This window comes from Aliivibrio sifiae, assembly GCF_002954705.1.
Lineage (GTDB): Bacteria > Pseudomonadota > Gammaproteobacteria > Enterobacterales > Vibrionaceae > Aliivibrio > Aliivibrio sifiae_A.
Genome location: NZ_MSCO01000001.1, coordinates 775703 through 792022, shown reverse-complemented (window position 1 = coordinate 792022; position 16320 = coordinate 775703). Strand labels below are relative to the sequence as shown.

At 39.1% G+C, this 16320-nt stretch carries 11 protein-coding genes; 5 read left to right on the top strand and 6 right to left on the bottom strand.

The annotated features are described in order from the left end of the window. Positions 1 to 50: 50 nt before the first annotated feature. A complete protein-coding gene (locus BTO22_RS03600; RefSeq protein ID WP_105054305.1) occupies positions 51 to 1118 on the top strand; it encodes a methyltransferase in 1068 nt (355 codons plus the stop codon). 108 nt (positions 1119 to 1226) lie between these two features. Further along, a complete protein-coding gene (locus BTO22_RS03595; protein WP_105054304.1) occupies positions 1227 to 2468 on the top strand; it encodes an NAD(P)/FAD-dependent oxidoreductase in 1242 nt (413 codons plus the stop codon). Positions 2469 to 2545: 77 nt separating this feature from the next. Here the strand turns inward: BTO22_RS03595 and BTO22_RS03590 are convergent, their stop codons facing one another. Further along, on the bottom strand, positions 2546 to 3142 hold the full coding sequence (locus tag BTO22_RS03590; RefSeq protein WP_105054303.1) for a VOC family protein: 597 nt from the start codon (positions 3140 to 3142) through the stop codon (positions 2546 to 2548). Positions 3143 to 3325: 183 nt separating this feature from the next. On the opposite strand from BTO22_RS03590, the gene argS reads away from it, so the two are divergent. Next, entirely contained in the window at positions 3326 to 5059 is a 1734-nt protein-coding gene (gene argS, locus BTO22_RS03585) for an arginine--tRNA ligase (protein WP_105054302.1), read from the top strand. Positions 5060 to 5173: 114 nt separating this feature from the next. Here argS and yfbV read toward each other — a convergent pair whose 3' ends face one another. Continuing rightward, positions 5174 to 5623 carry a terminus macrodomain insulation protein YfbV gene (yfbV, locus tag BTO22_RS03580; protein WP_105054301.1) on the bottom strand — a complete coding sequence of 150 codons (450 nt, stop codon included), beginning with the start codon at positions 5621 to 5623 and terminating at the stop codon, positions 5174 to 5176. Between the two features lie 317 nt (positions 5624 to 5940). Here yfbV and BTO22_RS03575 point away from each other — a divergent pair, with 317 nt between their 5' ends. Together BTO22_RS03575 and pta are read left to right on the top strand one after the other, a co-directional pair. Further along, the gene (locus BTO22_RS03575) at positions 5941 to 7137 is read left to right on the top strand and encodes an acetate kinase (protein WP_105054300.1); all 1197 of its coding nucleotides are present in this window, start codon (positions 5941 to 5943) and stop codon (positions 7135 to 7137) included. 102 nt (positions 7138 to 7239) lie between these two features. After that, complete coding sequence (gene pta / locus BTO22_RS03570) at positions 7240 to 9405, top strand: phosphate acetyltransferase (protein ID WP_105054299.1); 2166 nt, start codon at positions 7240 to 7242, stop codon at positions 9403 to 9405. Between the two features lie 148 nt (positions 9406 to 9553). On the opposite strand, the gene BTO22_RS03565 is transcribed toward pta, so the two are convergent. The 4 genes from BTO22_RS03565 to BTO22_RS03550 all read right to left on the bottom strand — a co-directional run bounded on the left by BTO22_RS03565 (position 9554) and on the right by BTO22_RS03550 (position 16237). After that, positions 9554 to 9796 carry a FeoC-like transcriptional regulator gene (locus tag BTO22_RS03565; RefSeq protein ID WP_045101571.1) on the bottom strand — a complete coding sequence of 81 codons (243 nt, stop codon included), beginning with the start codon at positions 9794 to 9796 and terminating at the stop codon, positions 9554 to 9556. Further along, entirely contained in the window at positions 9793 to 12069 is a 2277-nt protein-coding gene (gene feoB / locus BTO22_RS03560) for a Fe(2+) transporter permease subunit FeoB (RefSeq protein ID WP_105054298.1), read from the bottom strand. The genes BTO22_RS03565 and feoB overlap by 4 nt, the downstream gene beginning before the upstream one ends. Before the next feature lie 2 nt (positions 12070 to 12071). Next, positions 12072 to 12299, bottom strand: coding sequence for a FeoA family protein (locus tag BTO22_RS03555; RefSeq protein WP_105054297.1), 228 nt, complete (start codon positions 12297 to 12299; stop codon positions 12072 to 12074). A gap of 515 nt (positions 12300 to 12814) precedes the next feature. After that, a complete protein-coding gene (locus tag BTO22_RS03550) occupies positions 12815 to 16237 on the bottom strand; it encodes an AraC family transcriptional regulator (protein ID WP_105054296.1) in 3423 nt (1140 codons plus the stop codon). Between the last annotated feature and the right edge of the window lie 83 nt (positions 16238 to 16320).

Below are 16320 nucleotides of genomic sequence, written 5' to 3'. Positions count from 1 at the left end.
TTTAAACCCCTGATATGATCCATTCATCTTCTAATAATATGGTTAATTTCGTGACTCAATATAAAAATGACCCTTTCAACGCACTAGAAGCCAAGACTGAAGCTCAAAAACTGTCTTTTGCCCCTATCGTTTTCCATACCGCTCGTACACTTAGAGATCTTGGTATCCTCGCAGCACTTGATAAAGCAGCAAGCCAAGGTCTAAACGCAAAACAACTAGTAGAAGATACTGGCGTGTCTGAATACGGTGTTAAAGTTCTTCTTGATATGGCACTTAGCGCACATATCGTGACATGGAATGAGCCTAATTATATCCTTGCCAACTTAGGTCACTTTTTATTACACGACGGCATGACTAATGCTAATTTAGATTTCACCGCGGATGTTTGTTACGCTGCAATGATGCACCTAACCGAAGCAATTCAAGAAGGCACTCCTGCGGGCTTAAAAGAGCTTGGGGACTGGCCAACGATTTACGAAGGCTTATCTCGATTACCTGAGAAAGCAAAAGAAAGTTGGTTTAAGTTTGATCATTTCTATTCTGACCGTTCATTCCCTATTTTATTAGAAAAAGTATTAAGTCAAAAACCAAAACGTCTTTTTGATATCGGCGGTAACACGGGTAAATGGGCCTTACAGTGCTGTAATTACGATAAAGATGTTGAAGTAACGATTATTGACCTTCCACAGCAAATTGAAATGGCATTAAAAAATGCAAAGCAACAAGGTTTTGCTGATCGTATTAACGGACACCCTACCAATATGCTTGATAAAACCCTGCCATTACCTCAAGGGGCTGATGTATGGTGGATGAGTCAGTTTTTAGATTGCTTCTCTCCTATGGAAATTTTAAGTATCCTAAAACGCGTACGTGCAGCAATGTCGGATGGCGCTAAGGTATATATCTTAGAATTATTTTGGGACGCACAAAAATACGATGCTGCGTCATACAGCTTAAATGCGACTTCTTTATATTTTACCTGTTTAGCAAACGGTAATAGTCGCTTCTATCGCTGCAGTGATTTCTTGGAAATTATCGAAGAAGCGGGATTTGCTGTGGCTGAGCAAACCGATAATATTGGCTTAGGTCATACATTACTGGAACTTCGTGCTAAATAATCCTATTTTTAATTAATACGTCCATAACTATTATAAATATTTTTCATCATCACTTTAGTCTCTTTTCGCAACTTAAAGTGATGATTTTTGTCTTGATTAGGAGCGCTTGTGCTATCACCACAATCAACCCAAGTTGCCATCATTGGTGCTGGGCCATCAGGGGCTATTGCTGCTGCACTATTAAAAAAACATAATATTGATTGTGTTATTTTAGAAAAATCGACATTTCCTCGCTTTTCAATCGGGGAAAGTTTACTTCCTGCTTGCATGGAGTCGATAAAAAAGGCAGGAATGCTTGAAGCAGTAAAAAAAGCTAATTTCCAATATAAAGATGGTGCTGCTTTCCATTTTGACAGTACATTTACCTCATTTGATTTTACAGATAAATTTTCAAAGGGTGCTGGAACCACCTATCAAGTTCAACGTGGTAACTTTGATAAAGTGCTGGCAGATAGCGCAGAAGTGCAAGGGGTTGAGATCCGCTACCAACATGAAATTACTGATGTTGATGTATCTCAAACTAAAGCACTGCTTTCTGTTTTAGATAGCGATGGTACCCCTTATCAAATTGAAGCTGATTTTGTATTAGATGCAAGTGGGTTTGGGCGTGTGTTACCGAAGCTACTAGATCTTGAAGAACCTTCCTGTCTTCCACCACGAAAAGCTATTTTTACTCATATCAATGATAATATTACTGACATTAACTATGACAGAAATAAAATCCTTATCTCTGTACACCCAACCAACACACAAGTGTGGTATTGGTTAATTCCATTCAGTAATGGGACTTGCTCTTTTGGTGTCGTTGGTGAGCCTGAGTTTTTTGCAGATTACCCTAGCGATAATCTCCAGGCATTAAAGCAATTGGCAACTGAGGATAACAACCTCAAGCAATTACTTGCCAATGCCGAGTACCCAAACCCATCAGGTCAAATTATGGGTTACTCTGCGAATGTGACCAAGCTGTTTGATCGTAACTTTGCTCTTTTAGGTAATGCGGGAGAATTTCTTGATCCTGTATTTTCTTCTGGTGTAACCATTGCGATGAAATCAGCAGAGTTAGCAGCAGAGTTATTGGTTAAACAGTTCAATCAAGAAGAGGTTAATTGGCAAGTTGATTATTCAGACAAACTAATGAAGGGCGTAAATACATTTCGTTGTTATGTTGAAGGGTGGTATGAAGGAACTTTCCAAAACGTTATTTTTCACGAAGACCCTAATCCAAAAATTAAACAAATGATCAGCGCTATTTTGGCGGGTTATGCGTGGGATGAAGAGAATCCTTTTGTTGCTGAACCAGAACGCCGTTTAAAAGTGATCGCTGAATTATGTAAGCCATTAATTAAATAATTCAATACTCACTCCATGATAAAAAAAGGCATCCAACCTCTAGATTGGGTGCCTTTTATATTTTTGAGATATCAGCCTTATGCCTGCTCACTCTCGATAACCGCTTTGAGGCTATGTGGATGAAGCTTTATACACACACCTTGATATTTAAAAGCAACGGTATAATTTGCAATTCGCTCTGCATCACCCGATGGACAACTCTGTTTTACTTTAACGCCTAAAGACGCCAAGCTCTCCCACTTCTCTTCTAACATTGGAAACGTTTTAAATACATATTCCAAAAACGCTTCTTGAGAATTAACATCGCATGGGATGACCCACTCTACATGCTCCCAACCTTGCTGCGGATAACTTTTTTCACCAGGATATGGCAACTCTAAACATTCAATAGGCCAACCACTAACCTGTATAGGTTGATTAAAACCTAGAGCGATAATTGGACGACCATTGATCTCGTTATTTGACCATTCTTCTGCTTGTTGTAACCACGCTTGATGAGCTGCTTCTGCCACGTCTCGATCATTAATTCGTAACGCAATATGATCAGCTTGATAGTCAGTAAGATCTAATCCCAACACATCAAGTAAGCTTTGAATTCTATCCATAAACACAGGTAACGCATTAATTAACTGCTGAGGCTCTAATTGTTGTTGTTTTAATAATAACGATGACATGAAGGCAACCTAACGGTAAAAAAGAGAAACCGAATTGTATCAACCTCTTTACTTGATGTTTAGAGTCTTAAGAAAAAATAGCAGAAACTATTAAATATCCCCTGTTTTATTGCTATTATTAGCGACTATTTTGCTTTCCATGCAACAGCATTCCTGTTTAACAGCGATATGAAGGATAACTCTTTGAATATTCAATCACTTATTAACGACAAAGTTTCTCAAGCCTTAGAAGCAGCCGGCGCGCCAGCAGGCAGCCCTGCCGCAGTTCGTCAATCTGCAAAAGCTCAATTTGGTGACTACCAGGCTAACGGCGTAATGGGCGTAGCTAAACGACTAGGTACAAACCCACGAGAATTTGCTCAGAAAGTACTGGATGTTTTAGATCTTGATGGCATCGCTAGCAAAACTGAAATTGCAGGCCCTGGCTTTATCAATATTTTCTTGTCAGAAGAATTTCTAGCACAACAAGCAGAAGCCGCATTGGCTGATGAACGCCTAGGTGTTGCTAAAGAAGAACAACAAAATATCGTTGCCGATTACTCTGCGCCAAACGTTGCAAAAGAAATGCACGTGGGTCACTTACGTTCAACTATCATCGGCGATGCTGTTGTTCGTACTCTTGAGTTTTTAGGCCACAACGTTACTCGTGCTAACCACATCGGTGACTGGGGTACTCAATTTGGTATGCTTATCGCAAACCTTGAGCGCATCCAAAAAGAGAAAGGCGAAGTTTCTATGGAGCTGTCTGATCTTGAAGGTTTCTACCGTGAATCTAAAAAACTGTATGACGAAGACGAAGAGTTTGCCGTAACTGCCCGTGGTTACGTAGTTAAACTTCAAGGCGGCGATGAGTTCTGCGCAGAGATGTGGAAGAAACTTGTTGACGTTACTATGGTTCAAAACCAACGCAACTACGATCGTCTAAACGTATCACTTACTCGTGATAACGTAATGGGCGAAAGCATGTATAACAGTATGCTTGCTCCAATCGTTGCTGATCTTCAAAAACAAGGTCTAGCAGTTGAGAGTGATGGCGCTCAAGTTGTTTACCTTGACGAATATAAGAACAAAGATGGCGAGCCAATGGGCGTTATCGTTCAAAAACGTGATGGTGGCTTCCTTTACACAACAACAGATATCGCTTGTGCTAAATACCGTTTCGAAGAATTGAATGCTGATCGCGTTCTTTACTTCATCGACTCACGTCAACACCAACACCTAATGCAAGCATGGACTATCGTTCGTAAAGCAGGTTATGTTCCTGAGAGCGTATCTTTAGAACACCACGCTTTTGGTATGATGCTAGGTAAAGATGGTCGTCCATTTAAAACTCGTGCCGGTGGTACCGTTCGTCTGGCTGATCTTCTTGATGAAGCAGAACAACGCGCAACAACACTAATCGAAGAGAAAAATAAAGACCTATCAGCAGAAGAAAAAGCGAAGATTGCTACTACGGTTGCAATGGCCGCGGTTAAGTATTCTGATCTTTCTAAACACCGTACGACAGATTACATCTTCGATTGGGATAACATGCTTGCATTTGAAGGCAACACTGCGCCTTACATGCAATATGCTTACACTCGTGTCGCTTCTATCTTCAGCAAAGCTGGCTTGTCTATGGATGAGTTAACTGGTGAAGTTAAGATCACTGATGAAAAAGAAAAAGCACTTGTTTCTAAATTAATGCAATTTGAAGAGGCAGTTCAAGCAGTGGCAAGTGAAGGTCAACCTCACTTAATGTGTGCTTACCTATTTGAACTTGCTGGTCAGTTCTCTAGCTTCTACGAAGCATGCCCTATCCTCAACAACGAAGACGAAGCTGTTAAACAAAGCCGCTTGAAACTAGCTGCATTAACAGCTAAAACGATCAAGCAAGGTCTAGACTTATTAGGTATTGAAACGCTAGAGCGTATGTAATTCCTTATTTTAATACGCTGGGTATTTGTATATTCAGAGTATTGATAAAAGAAGATCAAAAAAGGAGCTAATTTTAGCTCCTTTTTTATTACACAAAATTTATGTAAGGGAATATTAAAACCAACGTTCTAAAGCCGTTTTATCTAACTGCTTGAATGCTTTATTCAAAATATTCGCTAACTCTTTGTATCGTGGTTGGCTCTTCATTGGCTCTAATGCAGCCCCTGACTCTATAATTTTTTGATATAACTCTCGGTACCAACTCGCGAGCGCAGGTGGTAATTTTGTATTCGCTCGATTACCTAACCACCAAAAACCTTGCAATGGCATGCTCAATGCGAATAACGCAATAATGATAGCTTGAGGTAACCCTGCTGTATTATTGAAGGTCATTTGGGTAAGAACACTAATAACAGCAACAGCAGGCATAACCTTTACAGCAAACTTCGTTGCTTTAATTACACGATGTTCTGGGAACATTGGAGCTAACTCTTTTCGTTCAGGCCATGTATCCATGTAGGTTTGGCCATCTCGAAATCGGAATAGAAAACCGCTTTCACTCATATTGCCCCCTTAATTTCTAAACAAAAGTTTAAATATTCAAAAAAACACAGAATAAACTTGATTAGAATTAATATTATCTTAAAATATTTTTGTTATCTTAGCGCACAATCGTTATCCTATGCGCTGATTTATTTTTTGCTGTAGTTCTACTATAAGCTAAAAAAGGATAAATCGGCAAGGACTGCTGTAATGCTCTTTCTAAGGATAGCCAACTTTTTTATGCAAATGCGGTAATAATTTTCAAATTAACTGCATTTGTCATTGTTATGTCACTACGACATAACTTTAATTACTGATGAATAAATAGGTATTTATACATGTCTAAGCTGGTTTTAGTTTTAAACTGCGGTAGTTCTTCTCTTAAATTTGCGGTTGTTGACGCAGAATCTGGTGCAGAGCACTTAACTGGTCTTGCTGAGTGTCTTGGTCTTCCTGAAGCTCGTATGAAGTGGAAACTTGATGGCAAACACGAAGCTCAACTAGGTGCAGGCGCTGCACACGTAGAAGCTCTATCATTTATGGTAGAAACTATCCTTGCTTCTAAGCCAGAGCTTAAAGCTAACCTAGGCGCTATCGGTCACCGTATCGTACACGGTGGCGAGCAATTTACTAAGTCAGCACTTATCACTGACGAAGTACTTAAAGGTATTCAAGACGCTGCAACTTTTGCACCTCTTCATAACCCTGCTCACATCATCGGTATCGAAGCTGCTAAAACAAACTTCCCTGATCTTCAGAACGTTGCTGTATTTGACACTGCATTCCACCAAACAATGCCTGCTGAATCTTACCTATACGCTCTACCGTACAATCTATACACAGATCACGGTATCCGTCGTTACGGCATGCACGGTACTTCTCACCTGTTCATCACTCGTGAAGTTGCTGGTCTACTAAACAAGCCAGTTGAAGAAGTTAACATCATCAACTGTCATCTAGGTAACGGCGCATCTGTATGTGCTATCAAGAACGGTGAATCTGTAGATACTTCTATGGGTCTTACTCCTCTTGAAGGTCTAGTAATGGGTACGCGTTGTGGTGATATCGATCCTGCTATCGTTTTCCACCTACATGACGCACTAGGTTACTCTGTTGAGCAAATCAACAACATGCTAACTAAAGAGTCTGGCCTACAAGGTCTAACTCAAGTGACTTCTGACTGTCGTTTCGTTGAAGACAACTACGGCGAGAAAGAAGAAGCAACTCGTGCGATGGATGTATTCTGTCACCGTCTAGCTAAATACGTTGCAGGTTACACAGCAACTCTAGAAGGTCGTTTAGACGCAATCACTTTCACAGGCGGCATCGGTGAAAACTCTGCTCCAATCCGTGAAATGGTTCTTAACCGTCTAGGTATCTTCGGTATCGAAGTTGATGGCGAAGCTAACCTTAAAGCGCGTTTCGGTGGTGAAGGTACTATCACGACAGCAAACAGCCGCATCCCTGCAATGGTTATCTCTACTAACGAAGAGCTAGTAATCGCAGAAGACACAGCTAAATTAACTGGTCTATAATATATCTCCTAAAAGGCTAGCCATTAGGTTAGCCTTTTTTCTTTCTATGGCTTTATTTTTTTCAATAAGGTCTCTTGCCCCAATAGTGTAGAGGAATCTTCCATGTCTCGTACTATTATGCTTGTTCCAATCAGTGCTGGTGTTGGTCTAACTAGCGCAAGTTTGGGTGTTTTACGTTCTATGGAACGTAAAGGCGTAAGCGTTTCTTTTTACAAACCTATCTCTCAACCTCGTCACGGTGGTGATCAACCTGATCTAACTACTTCAATTGTGACTAGCAGTAGTGATATTAAAGCAGCAGAACCTACAACAGTTTCTCGTGCAGAAGAACTTCTACGTAACGATCAAACTGATGTTCTTTTAGAAGAAATCGTTGCTCGTTATAAGTCAATCAGTGAAGACACTGATGTGACGCTTATCGAAGGTCTTGTTCCTACTCGTAAGCACCCATTTGCTAACCAATTAAATGGTGAAATCGCAAAAACACTGGGCGCTGAGATTGTGTTTGTAGCTACTCCTGGTACAGATAATCCTTCTCAACTTAAAGAGCGTATCGAAGTAGCATGTTCTAACTTCGGCGGCACTAAGAACAAACAAATCGCTGGCGTTATCATCAACAAGCTAAATGCACCTGTTGATGAAGCTGGTCGTACTCGCCCTGATCTATCTGAAATCTTCGATGATGCAGATGCAACGACTAAGACTAATCTTGAAGTAATGCAAATCTTCAACTCTAGCCCTATTCGTGTTCTTGGTTGTGTGCCTTGGAAAATCGATCTAATCGCTACGCGTGCTATCGATATGGCTAAGCACCTTAATGCTGAAATCATTAACGAAGGTGAAATCGCGACTCGTCGTATTAAGAGCATCACTTTCTGTGCACGTTCTCTTCCGCACATGATTGAGCACTTCAAACCAGGTTCTCTTTTAGTAACTTCTGCTGACCGTCCTGACGTTATTGTTGCTGCATGTCTTGCTGCAATGAACGGCGTTGAAATCGGTGCTATCTTACTAACTGGTGGTTACGAGATCCCTAAATCAATCGCTGAACTTTGTAAGCCTGCACTAGATGCTGGTCTTCCAATCTTCACAGCTCAAGGTAACACTTGGCAGACTTCTCTTAATCTACAAAGCTTCAGCCTTGAAGTTCCTGCAGATGATAAAGAGCGTATTGAGTTTGTTAACGAACACGTTGCTAGCCACATTGACGGCCCTTGGATTGACTCTCTATCTGAAGGTACTGAAGGCATCCGTCGTCTAAGCCCACCAGCATTCCGTTACCAGTTAACTGAATTTGCTCGTAAAGCGGCTAAGCGTATCGTTCTTCCTGAAGGTGATGAACCTCGTACAGTTAAAGCTGCGGCTATCTGTGCTGAACGTGGTATCGCGACTTGTGTTCTTCTTGGTAACCCAGAAGAAATTCGTCGTGTTGCAGCACAACAAGGTGTTGAACTTGGTGCTGGCGTTGAGATCATCGATTCTGAAGCAGTACGTGAAAACTACATTGCTCGTTTAGTTGAACTACGTGGCGCGAAAGGTATGACTGAAGTTGTAGCTCGTGAGAAACTACAAGATTCTGTATTCCTTGGTACTATGATGCTGGAAGCAGGCGAAGTTGACGGTCTTGTGTCTGGTGCGGTTCATACCACAGCAAACACTATCGTTCCTCCGTTCCAAATCATCAAAACAGCACCTGATGCTTCTATCGTATCTTCAATCTTCTTCATGCTTCTGCCTGATCAAGTTCTTGTATACGGTGACTGTGCGATCAACCCTGATCCAACAGCTGAGCAACTTGCTGAAATCGCTATCCAATCTGCTGACTCTGCAGCGGCATTTGGTATCGATCCTCGCGTTGCAATGATCTCTTACTCTACTGGTGAATCTGGTAAGGGTGCAGACGTTGATAAAGTACGTGAAGCAACAAAACTTGCTCAAGCAAAACGTCCTGATCTAATGATCGATGGTCCTCTACAGTACGATGCTGCAATCATGGAAAACGTAGCTGCCTCTAAAGCACCTAACTCTCCTGTTGCAGGTAAAGCGACTGTATTTGTATTCCCAGACCTAAACACTGGTAACACAACATACAAAGCCGTTCAACGTTCTGCTGACCTAGTATCTATCGGTCCAATGCTTCAAGGTATGCGCAAGCCAGTAAATGACTTGTCTCGTGGCGCTCTAGTAGACGATATCGTTTATACTGTAGCTCTAACGGCTATCCAAGCTTCTCAAGCTGAGCAAGCTGAAGAAAAAGTAATTAACTAATTTTATGCTCTAGTAATAGAGTTTAGTTAACGAAAATAGAAAGACACGCGATGAAAATTGCGTGTCTTTTTTTTGTGTCTGTTCAACCCATAAAAAAACGAGAACCAATTGGCTCTCGTTTTTATTTATCACTTTAATCGTTAAATGATTATCGTATGTAAGTGGTCATTAACTCATCTTTGTATACAGGGCGATACCAGACGCGTTCAGCCTCTTGGCAACACTGAGTCTTGTCACAACCAATAAGCTCACGAGTTAACTTTCCTTTCTTCACCCAGAGCTCAAGCATTGCATCGACACCATCTTCACTCATACTGAACTTCTTAGCTAAAGTAATGCGTTCAACTCGACCTTGTTCATCAATGTACTGTTTAAGCTCTGTTAAAATCATACTAAGGCAGCCTCTTGTTGCTCTACTTCTTTACTCTTATGTTTCAAGGCCAAATAAGTAACAGCCATTGCGATTAGCGAAATTGCAATCCACATGCTGCTTGTCATTGGTGCATTAGAGAAATTCGCAATTTGGTAATACAGCGTTGCTGATACGTAAGCTAATAGCATTGTCCAGCCCGCAATAAAGTAAGAGTACTGACGACCAAACTCACGCATATACGCACCCATTGCAGCCACACATGGAGTGTAAAGCAGAATAAAGATTAAGTAAGCCATCGCACTTGCGCTTGTCACAAAGTGAGCTTGTAAATTACCAAAGATTGAATCAGCAACACCTTGGTCTTCAGCAACAGCACTAGAGTCTGTTAAGTCACCCACTTCAACACCTAATGGATCTGAATAGCTTAGACCTGATAGATTGTCAGGAATAGACATCACTGCTTCTTCAAGACTTGCCATTAAATCAAACTCAGCACCTTCATCAGCTGGATCTGAATATAAGCTGTTTAATGTACCAACTACGGCTTCTTTTGCAAAAATACCGGTAATAATACCCACAGTTGCTGGCCAGTTATCTTCTTGAATACCAATTGGCGCTAATACTGGAGTTACAATTTGAGCTGCTTTTGATAATACAGAGTTTTCACTGTCTTCATTACCAAATGAACCATCCATACCCAATGAGTTAAAGAAACTTAAAATAGTTACAACAACAACAATCGTTTTACCTGCACCAAGAACAAAGCGCTTCAGCTTTTGCCATGTTTTAATCATGATGTTACGTATTGTTGGAAATTCATAATCTGGAATTTCCATGATGAACGTATCACTACGGCCTGGATAGATTGTGTGCTTCAATAGCAAGCCAGTGAATACAGCAGCTAAAATACCTAAGAAATACAAACCAAATACCACGTTCTGACCATTTTCTGGGAAGAAAGCTGCAGCAAACAAAGCATAAACAGGAAGACGTGCACCACATGACATAAATGGAGCCATTGATGCTGCCAGTTTACGTTCACGCTCTTGCTCTAACGTACGAGTCGCCATAATAGCAGGAACGTTACAACCAAAGCCTAGAACCAAAGGAACAAACGCTTTACCTGGTAAACCAATCTTCTGCATTACTTTATCAAGCACAAAAGCAGCACGAGCCATATAACCAGAGCTTTCAAGTAGAGATAGGAATAAGTATAAACAACCGATAACAGGAATAAATGTCGCTACGGTTTGAATACCACCACCAACACCATCAGCGATAAGTGTAACTAACCAAACAGGTAAATGGCCATCTAATAAATAGTGGCTGCCATCAACCAGTAGTGCGCCAACGCCAATATCAAAAAAATCAATAAATGCACTACCAATGTTAATAGAAAACATAAACATCAGGTACATGACAAAGAAAAAGAAAGGAATACCGACCCATTTATTCAAAATTACACGGTCAATTTTCTCACTAACACTGTGGCTTAAACCACCTTCCTGGCGACGTAATTGCTGACATAATTGATGTAAAAATGTGTATCGACAATCCGCAATATGAAAATCAGCTTCGACTTGCGTGGTTAATACATTAGCGATATTAGCCACTGCATTTCTTTTTTCTACTTCTAATCCATTCAATACTAATGCATCATTTTCTAATGCTCGAATTGCCAGAGAACGACTTGATCCGTAATCACTTGTAAATAATGATGAAGCTTCTTCTATTGCTGTCTCAACTTGCTCGCCATACGTTAACTCAAGCGAAGTCATTTTTATGCCTTGAGCAATAGATTTATGTAATTTTTCTTTAAACTTATGAACTTGACCATTGTTGTTTGCAGAAAGTGCAAGTACAGGGCAACCTAGTTTCTTTTCTAGTCCTTTAATATCCAATACCTGACGCTGACGTTTTAATACATCCATCTTATTAAGCACAACGATCATTGGGCGACCCAACTCACGTAATTGCAATGTCATATATAAGCTGCGCTCTAAACAAGACGCATCTACGACATTAATTATGACATCGGCATCATGTGTTAGCACTGCACGAGAAGCGATTGTTTCATCAAGGCTGTTAACATCATTACCGCTATCCAATGCATAGATGCCAGGTAAGTCCGTCAATAAGAATTCATCACCAGAACAGGTATAACGGCCTATTTTTTTCTCAACGGTTACCCCCGCCCAATTACCTACTTGCTGCTTTGCACCAGTAAGGCCATTAAACAAGGTTGTTTTACCGCTGTTTGGATTACCTACAGTTAGTACTTGATACTGCATTTTTATAATTCCTTAACTGTAATTTGTTCTGCTAAATTTTTACGAATGGCAAGAGATGTGCCTCTTACGCTAATTTGTAATGGGTCACCCATTGGTGCTTTACGCAATATAGATATTTCAGTATGTGGAAGCATTCCCATTACCATCAGTTTTTTTCTAGTGTCTGTTGGTAATAAAGACATATCTGTTACAACGGCTCTTTTTCCGCTTTCTAATTGCGCTAAGTTCATCTAAAGCTCCACGATAGTGAGAATCATTATTATTTCGTTTCATTCTATCGCTAACAGCCAGTTTTATCTTGCGCTAAATCAATTTTTGTCAGTAAATTGACAAAACTCTCATAAAATAGAGGGGTTTTATGAAAAACATCTTTATGTGACACCGCTTCCATTACTACGTCAATTACGTTAATTACAGAACAGTTAAAATTGACGTCAAAAATAAACCAAAACAGGACAAAAGCGACAATAAAATAAAATTAATTAAAAATCAAATACTTAACAAAAAATAAATCAAATGTCGCTTTTGTACTAATACATTGTCGTTATTTTGATATGTAAAATAAGAATGGTGGAGGTATAGTTATTTCATCGAGAGGGAGACCTCTTAATCTTTTATTCTAATAGAGGTAATGAGAGCAATCTTCTTACCTCGGCAGCAAGCGAAGGTGTCATTGACACCCGTGGCGTAGTCCCCCCGGCTACGTCACGATCTTTTTTTTCTTTCGTTAATCTCTTCTTAATTATTACAATTCATCACTTTCTTTATCTTCATTTTCACTCACAAATTGAGTTGGAGATAACCCATAATGACGCTTAAATCGCTTACTAAAATAAGAGGGATCATTAAACCCTGATTCAAAGGCCGAATCTGCAACCTTATAACCTGAAATCAGTAACTCACACGCCTTTTCTAACTTAACTTCTATCAGATACTCCATAAATGAGCGTTGAGTTAACTGCTTAAATTTTCGTTGGAAATTTCGCTCTGAAATAAACAATTCTTTTGCCGCAGCGCTTGTACCAAAAGCAGGATTACGATAATTATCTTCAACAATTTTATACACACCAATTAACCAACGTTGATGTAAATAAGCATCATCATTTATTTGCTCTCCAAACTTCGCTAACGGTACTTTATCTATGAAGGTATCCAATGCGATAGGCCATGATAGAACAAGCTCATTATTTCCTAATTCATTCTGTTTAACCTCAAAATGTCCACCATTTTGTACCGTAAGCTGTTTAACAGAAGACAGACCTAAGGCTTGGTGTATTACTTCTATAGTTTGAGTTAAATCCACACCTTTTAGCGCTTCAAGTTCACTATCTATAATGCACTTACCATCACTGATAAAGTGAGTTGTCACTATTTTATCGTCACAATGAATTTGGATAACCACCTGCTCGCCAAACTGACTTCTTTTTAATAAATGAAATAATACATTATTAAAAATTGCATCAATTAATAAAGGCTGAACAAAAATAGAACAGTTTTTAGAGCAATCTTCTAAATAGAGATTCACTCCCTTTAAGTGGTATTCCTCTTTCCACCCCTTAACCGCTGCTCTTAGTAAGGTTGATAATACTTGGTTAATTCTATTATTCTTCTGTTGCATCACTAATGGTTCAATATGAGCCAACTGCTTTAATAAAGACAAACTGTATTCACATTGATTGGCTAGCGCTAAGTTTGTTAGCGACCCTTTCTTTTGTAAATCATGTTGGATATCTCTTATTGGCTGTTGTGCTTGCTCTGCCATTTCAGAAATTACATGTTGTCTTACCGTCAATAATTTTTGTAATTGACGATTACTTGAAACCAATACCTTACCTTGGTTACTCAATTGCTTAGTTTTTATTTCAACACTTTTCTTTAATTTCTCATTACTTTTTTTAATTTCTTTTGAACGCCATGAGTAAATACCTAAAACAGTAAAAATAGCGACACCAAAAAGCAAAAATATAAACCATGGAGCTAAAAACCAAGGAACCTCAACATAAAACAAGAACTCTGTAATATTACTTCTTCTTTGACCATTATTATCAGGCTTTATCCGTAAGACATACCTTCCCGGCTTTAAAGAATCAAAAATTAATGAACTTCCTTCGAAGTGCTGCCATGACTCGTCACTTGAACCAATAAGCTGATATGAGAACAATTTGTTTTGAAACTCAGGAAGAATACCAAATAAAAAAGAAATACTGGCTTCATAAGGTATTGGCGTTTTAAGTTTTTTCTCAGAGCCATAACTGACAGCCTTATGGTCAACTTTAACTTGCCCGATAACGACATGTGGCTTAGTAATTTGATATTCTAGCAATTCCTGTTCATCCGCAAAAAACAAACCATCTTTACTAACAAACATCATGGTTCCATTATCAGAGATTGAACACAAATCTGTTAATAATTCATTATTGATTAAGCCTCTCTGGCTTCCAAAATGTTTAGTCAAACGCCCTTGGTGGGTATATAAAGAAAGCCCTTTGCTTGATGTTAACCACACGCCATTACTGCTTGATAATACACAATGTGGTGTGGTGTATTCCGCAGATAATTCGACGTCATTTCGACCACCTTTAGCATCACTGATCTGTAAGCCATAATTACTGACAATCCAAGAGTCTCCATACTCTGTATCCACCATATCAAGAATACTACCGGCCCTGATATACGCATAATCAAAGGTTAACGCTCCATTTTCATATCTATAGAGCCCCATATTGGTTCCAATCAATATTTGGCCGTTTTTATTTTCATACATATGAGTTATTTGAGTTGAGTATTTTTGTTCTAATGCCCAATAAAAACCTAAATACGTTAATTTCTTTGTCGCAGAATCGTACTTATATAACCCTTTAGAGTTCGCAAACCATAATATTCCAGAAGTATCGATTAAGAGGTGTTCCACATTCTCATTATCTAGTGACTCTAACCCACTCTCCCTGCTAACCTTGTTTGAGTTTATTCCTAACTTATAAATACCAGAGGTTGTTGCTGCCCATATAACATCATTACCACGAGATAAATCATTAATGTAATAAGGCATTACTTCTATAAGACCAGAGGTTATGTCTGCATTATTTAATTGAAATAAACCAACAGAAGTACCGAGCCAAGAATATTGGCCTGGTGTCTGTTGTATCGCGGTTATTTCATGAATATCAAGATGTCCATTCGCTTCCTTATACCTTGCTCTAGTAAACAAGCGACTTCCATCAGAGTAGTAACTCACACCATTATCAGTGGCCACCCATACGCCATTATTATTATCAGATAATAGTGCATAAATTTTATTTCCTTCGAGAGAATAATCATCCCTTACGACAGATTCAAAATACTCTAAATTTTTCGTTTCTAAACTCCACTTATACAAACCTTGCTCGGTACCAAACCAAAAAGAACATTTGGTCTCAGCAAAAGACAGTAAAGTAAGATCATTCGAAAATTTATTATGGATATTTAACTCATTACCGTTTAACTCGGCTATCCAAATACTGTCATGTGTCCCTAAAATTATTTGCCCAGTTTCTTTTGAATAAAAAATAGCATCAATATACTGCCCTAAATGTAAGGGAGTAAAACTTTCAGTTACCGTGTCAAATTCAAAAAGTCCCTCAGAGGTAGAGACAACCCAACGTTTATCAATATAGATAGCACTTGTTATTGCTATCTCATCATGTATGGCACTGGTATTAGCTTCATTAATATTTGCCGTATAAAAAGCATCGTTTTCGGGATCATAAACAAAAAATTGTTCACTATTATTCCCCCAAAACACCCCTGAACTTTGATTAATATTCAGTAAGTTACTTTCTTTGGGAAGAATGTACTCAACATTTAAACCTTGATCATTGGACCAAGATTGAATCTTGCTGTCTTTAATGAACCAAAATTTATTATCGTAAAATGAAATTTGCTTTGGCAATTCAGTGTCTGTTCGTTTACCCAAAGTAAATATATTTGCGCCATCAAATAAATGCATTTGTCCATAAACGTCATACATCCACAGAGCACCATCATCACGCAAGAAAAGTTGTTGAGCCGTTATATATTGTCCATCTGCATGAATTGGCATTGGATAAAAGATGGTATTGTCAGACGAGGAATAAGTGTAAGTAGAAAATGAAAGGAGGATACTTAAAATAAGCACTCTAAAGTGAGACATCTACTTGCCTTAATATAAAAAGAGAAAAAGTATCAACATGATAGAAAAACTCTGTCCATATAGCAACGAAGTAAAAAAGCCCT

Bases quoted from the DNA above. Each gene is read 5' to 3' on its own strand.
- BTO22_RS03550 (WP_105054296.1), bottom strand. From the start codon at position 16,237: ATGTCTCACTTTAGAGTGCTTATTTTAAGTATCCTCCTTTCATTTTCT.
- feoB (WP_105054298.1), bottom strand. From the start codon at position 12,069: ATGCAGTATCAAGTACTAACTGTAGGTAATCCAAACAGCGGTAAAACA.
- yfbV (WP_105054301.1), bottom strand. From the start codon at position 5,623: ATGAGTGAAAGCGGTTTTCTATTCCGATTTCGAGATGGCCAAACCTAC.
- BTO22_RS03590 (WP_105054303.1), bottom strand. From the start codon at position 3,142: ATGTCATCGTTATTATTAAAACAACAACAATTAGAGCCTCAGCAGTTA.
- BTO22_RS03575 (WP_105054300.1), top strand. From the start codon at position 5,941: ATGTCTAAGCTGGTTTTAGTTTTAAACTGCGGTAGTTCTTCTCTTAAA.
- BTO22_RS03555 (WP_105054297.1), bottom strand. From the start codon at position 12,299: ATGAACTTAGCGCAATTAGAAAGCGGAAAAAGAGCCGTTGTAACAGAT.
- BTO22_RS03565 (WP_045101571.1), bottom strand. From the start codon at position 9,796: ATGATTTTAACAGAGCTTAAACAGTACATTGATGAACAAGGTCGAGTT.
- pta (WP_105054299.1), top strand. From the start codon at position 7,240: ATGTCTCGTACTATTATGCTTGTTCCAATCAGTGCTGGTGTTGGTCTA.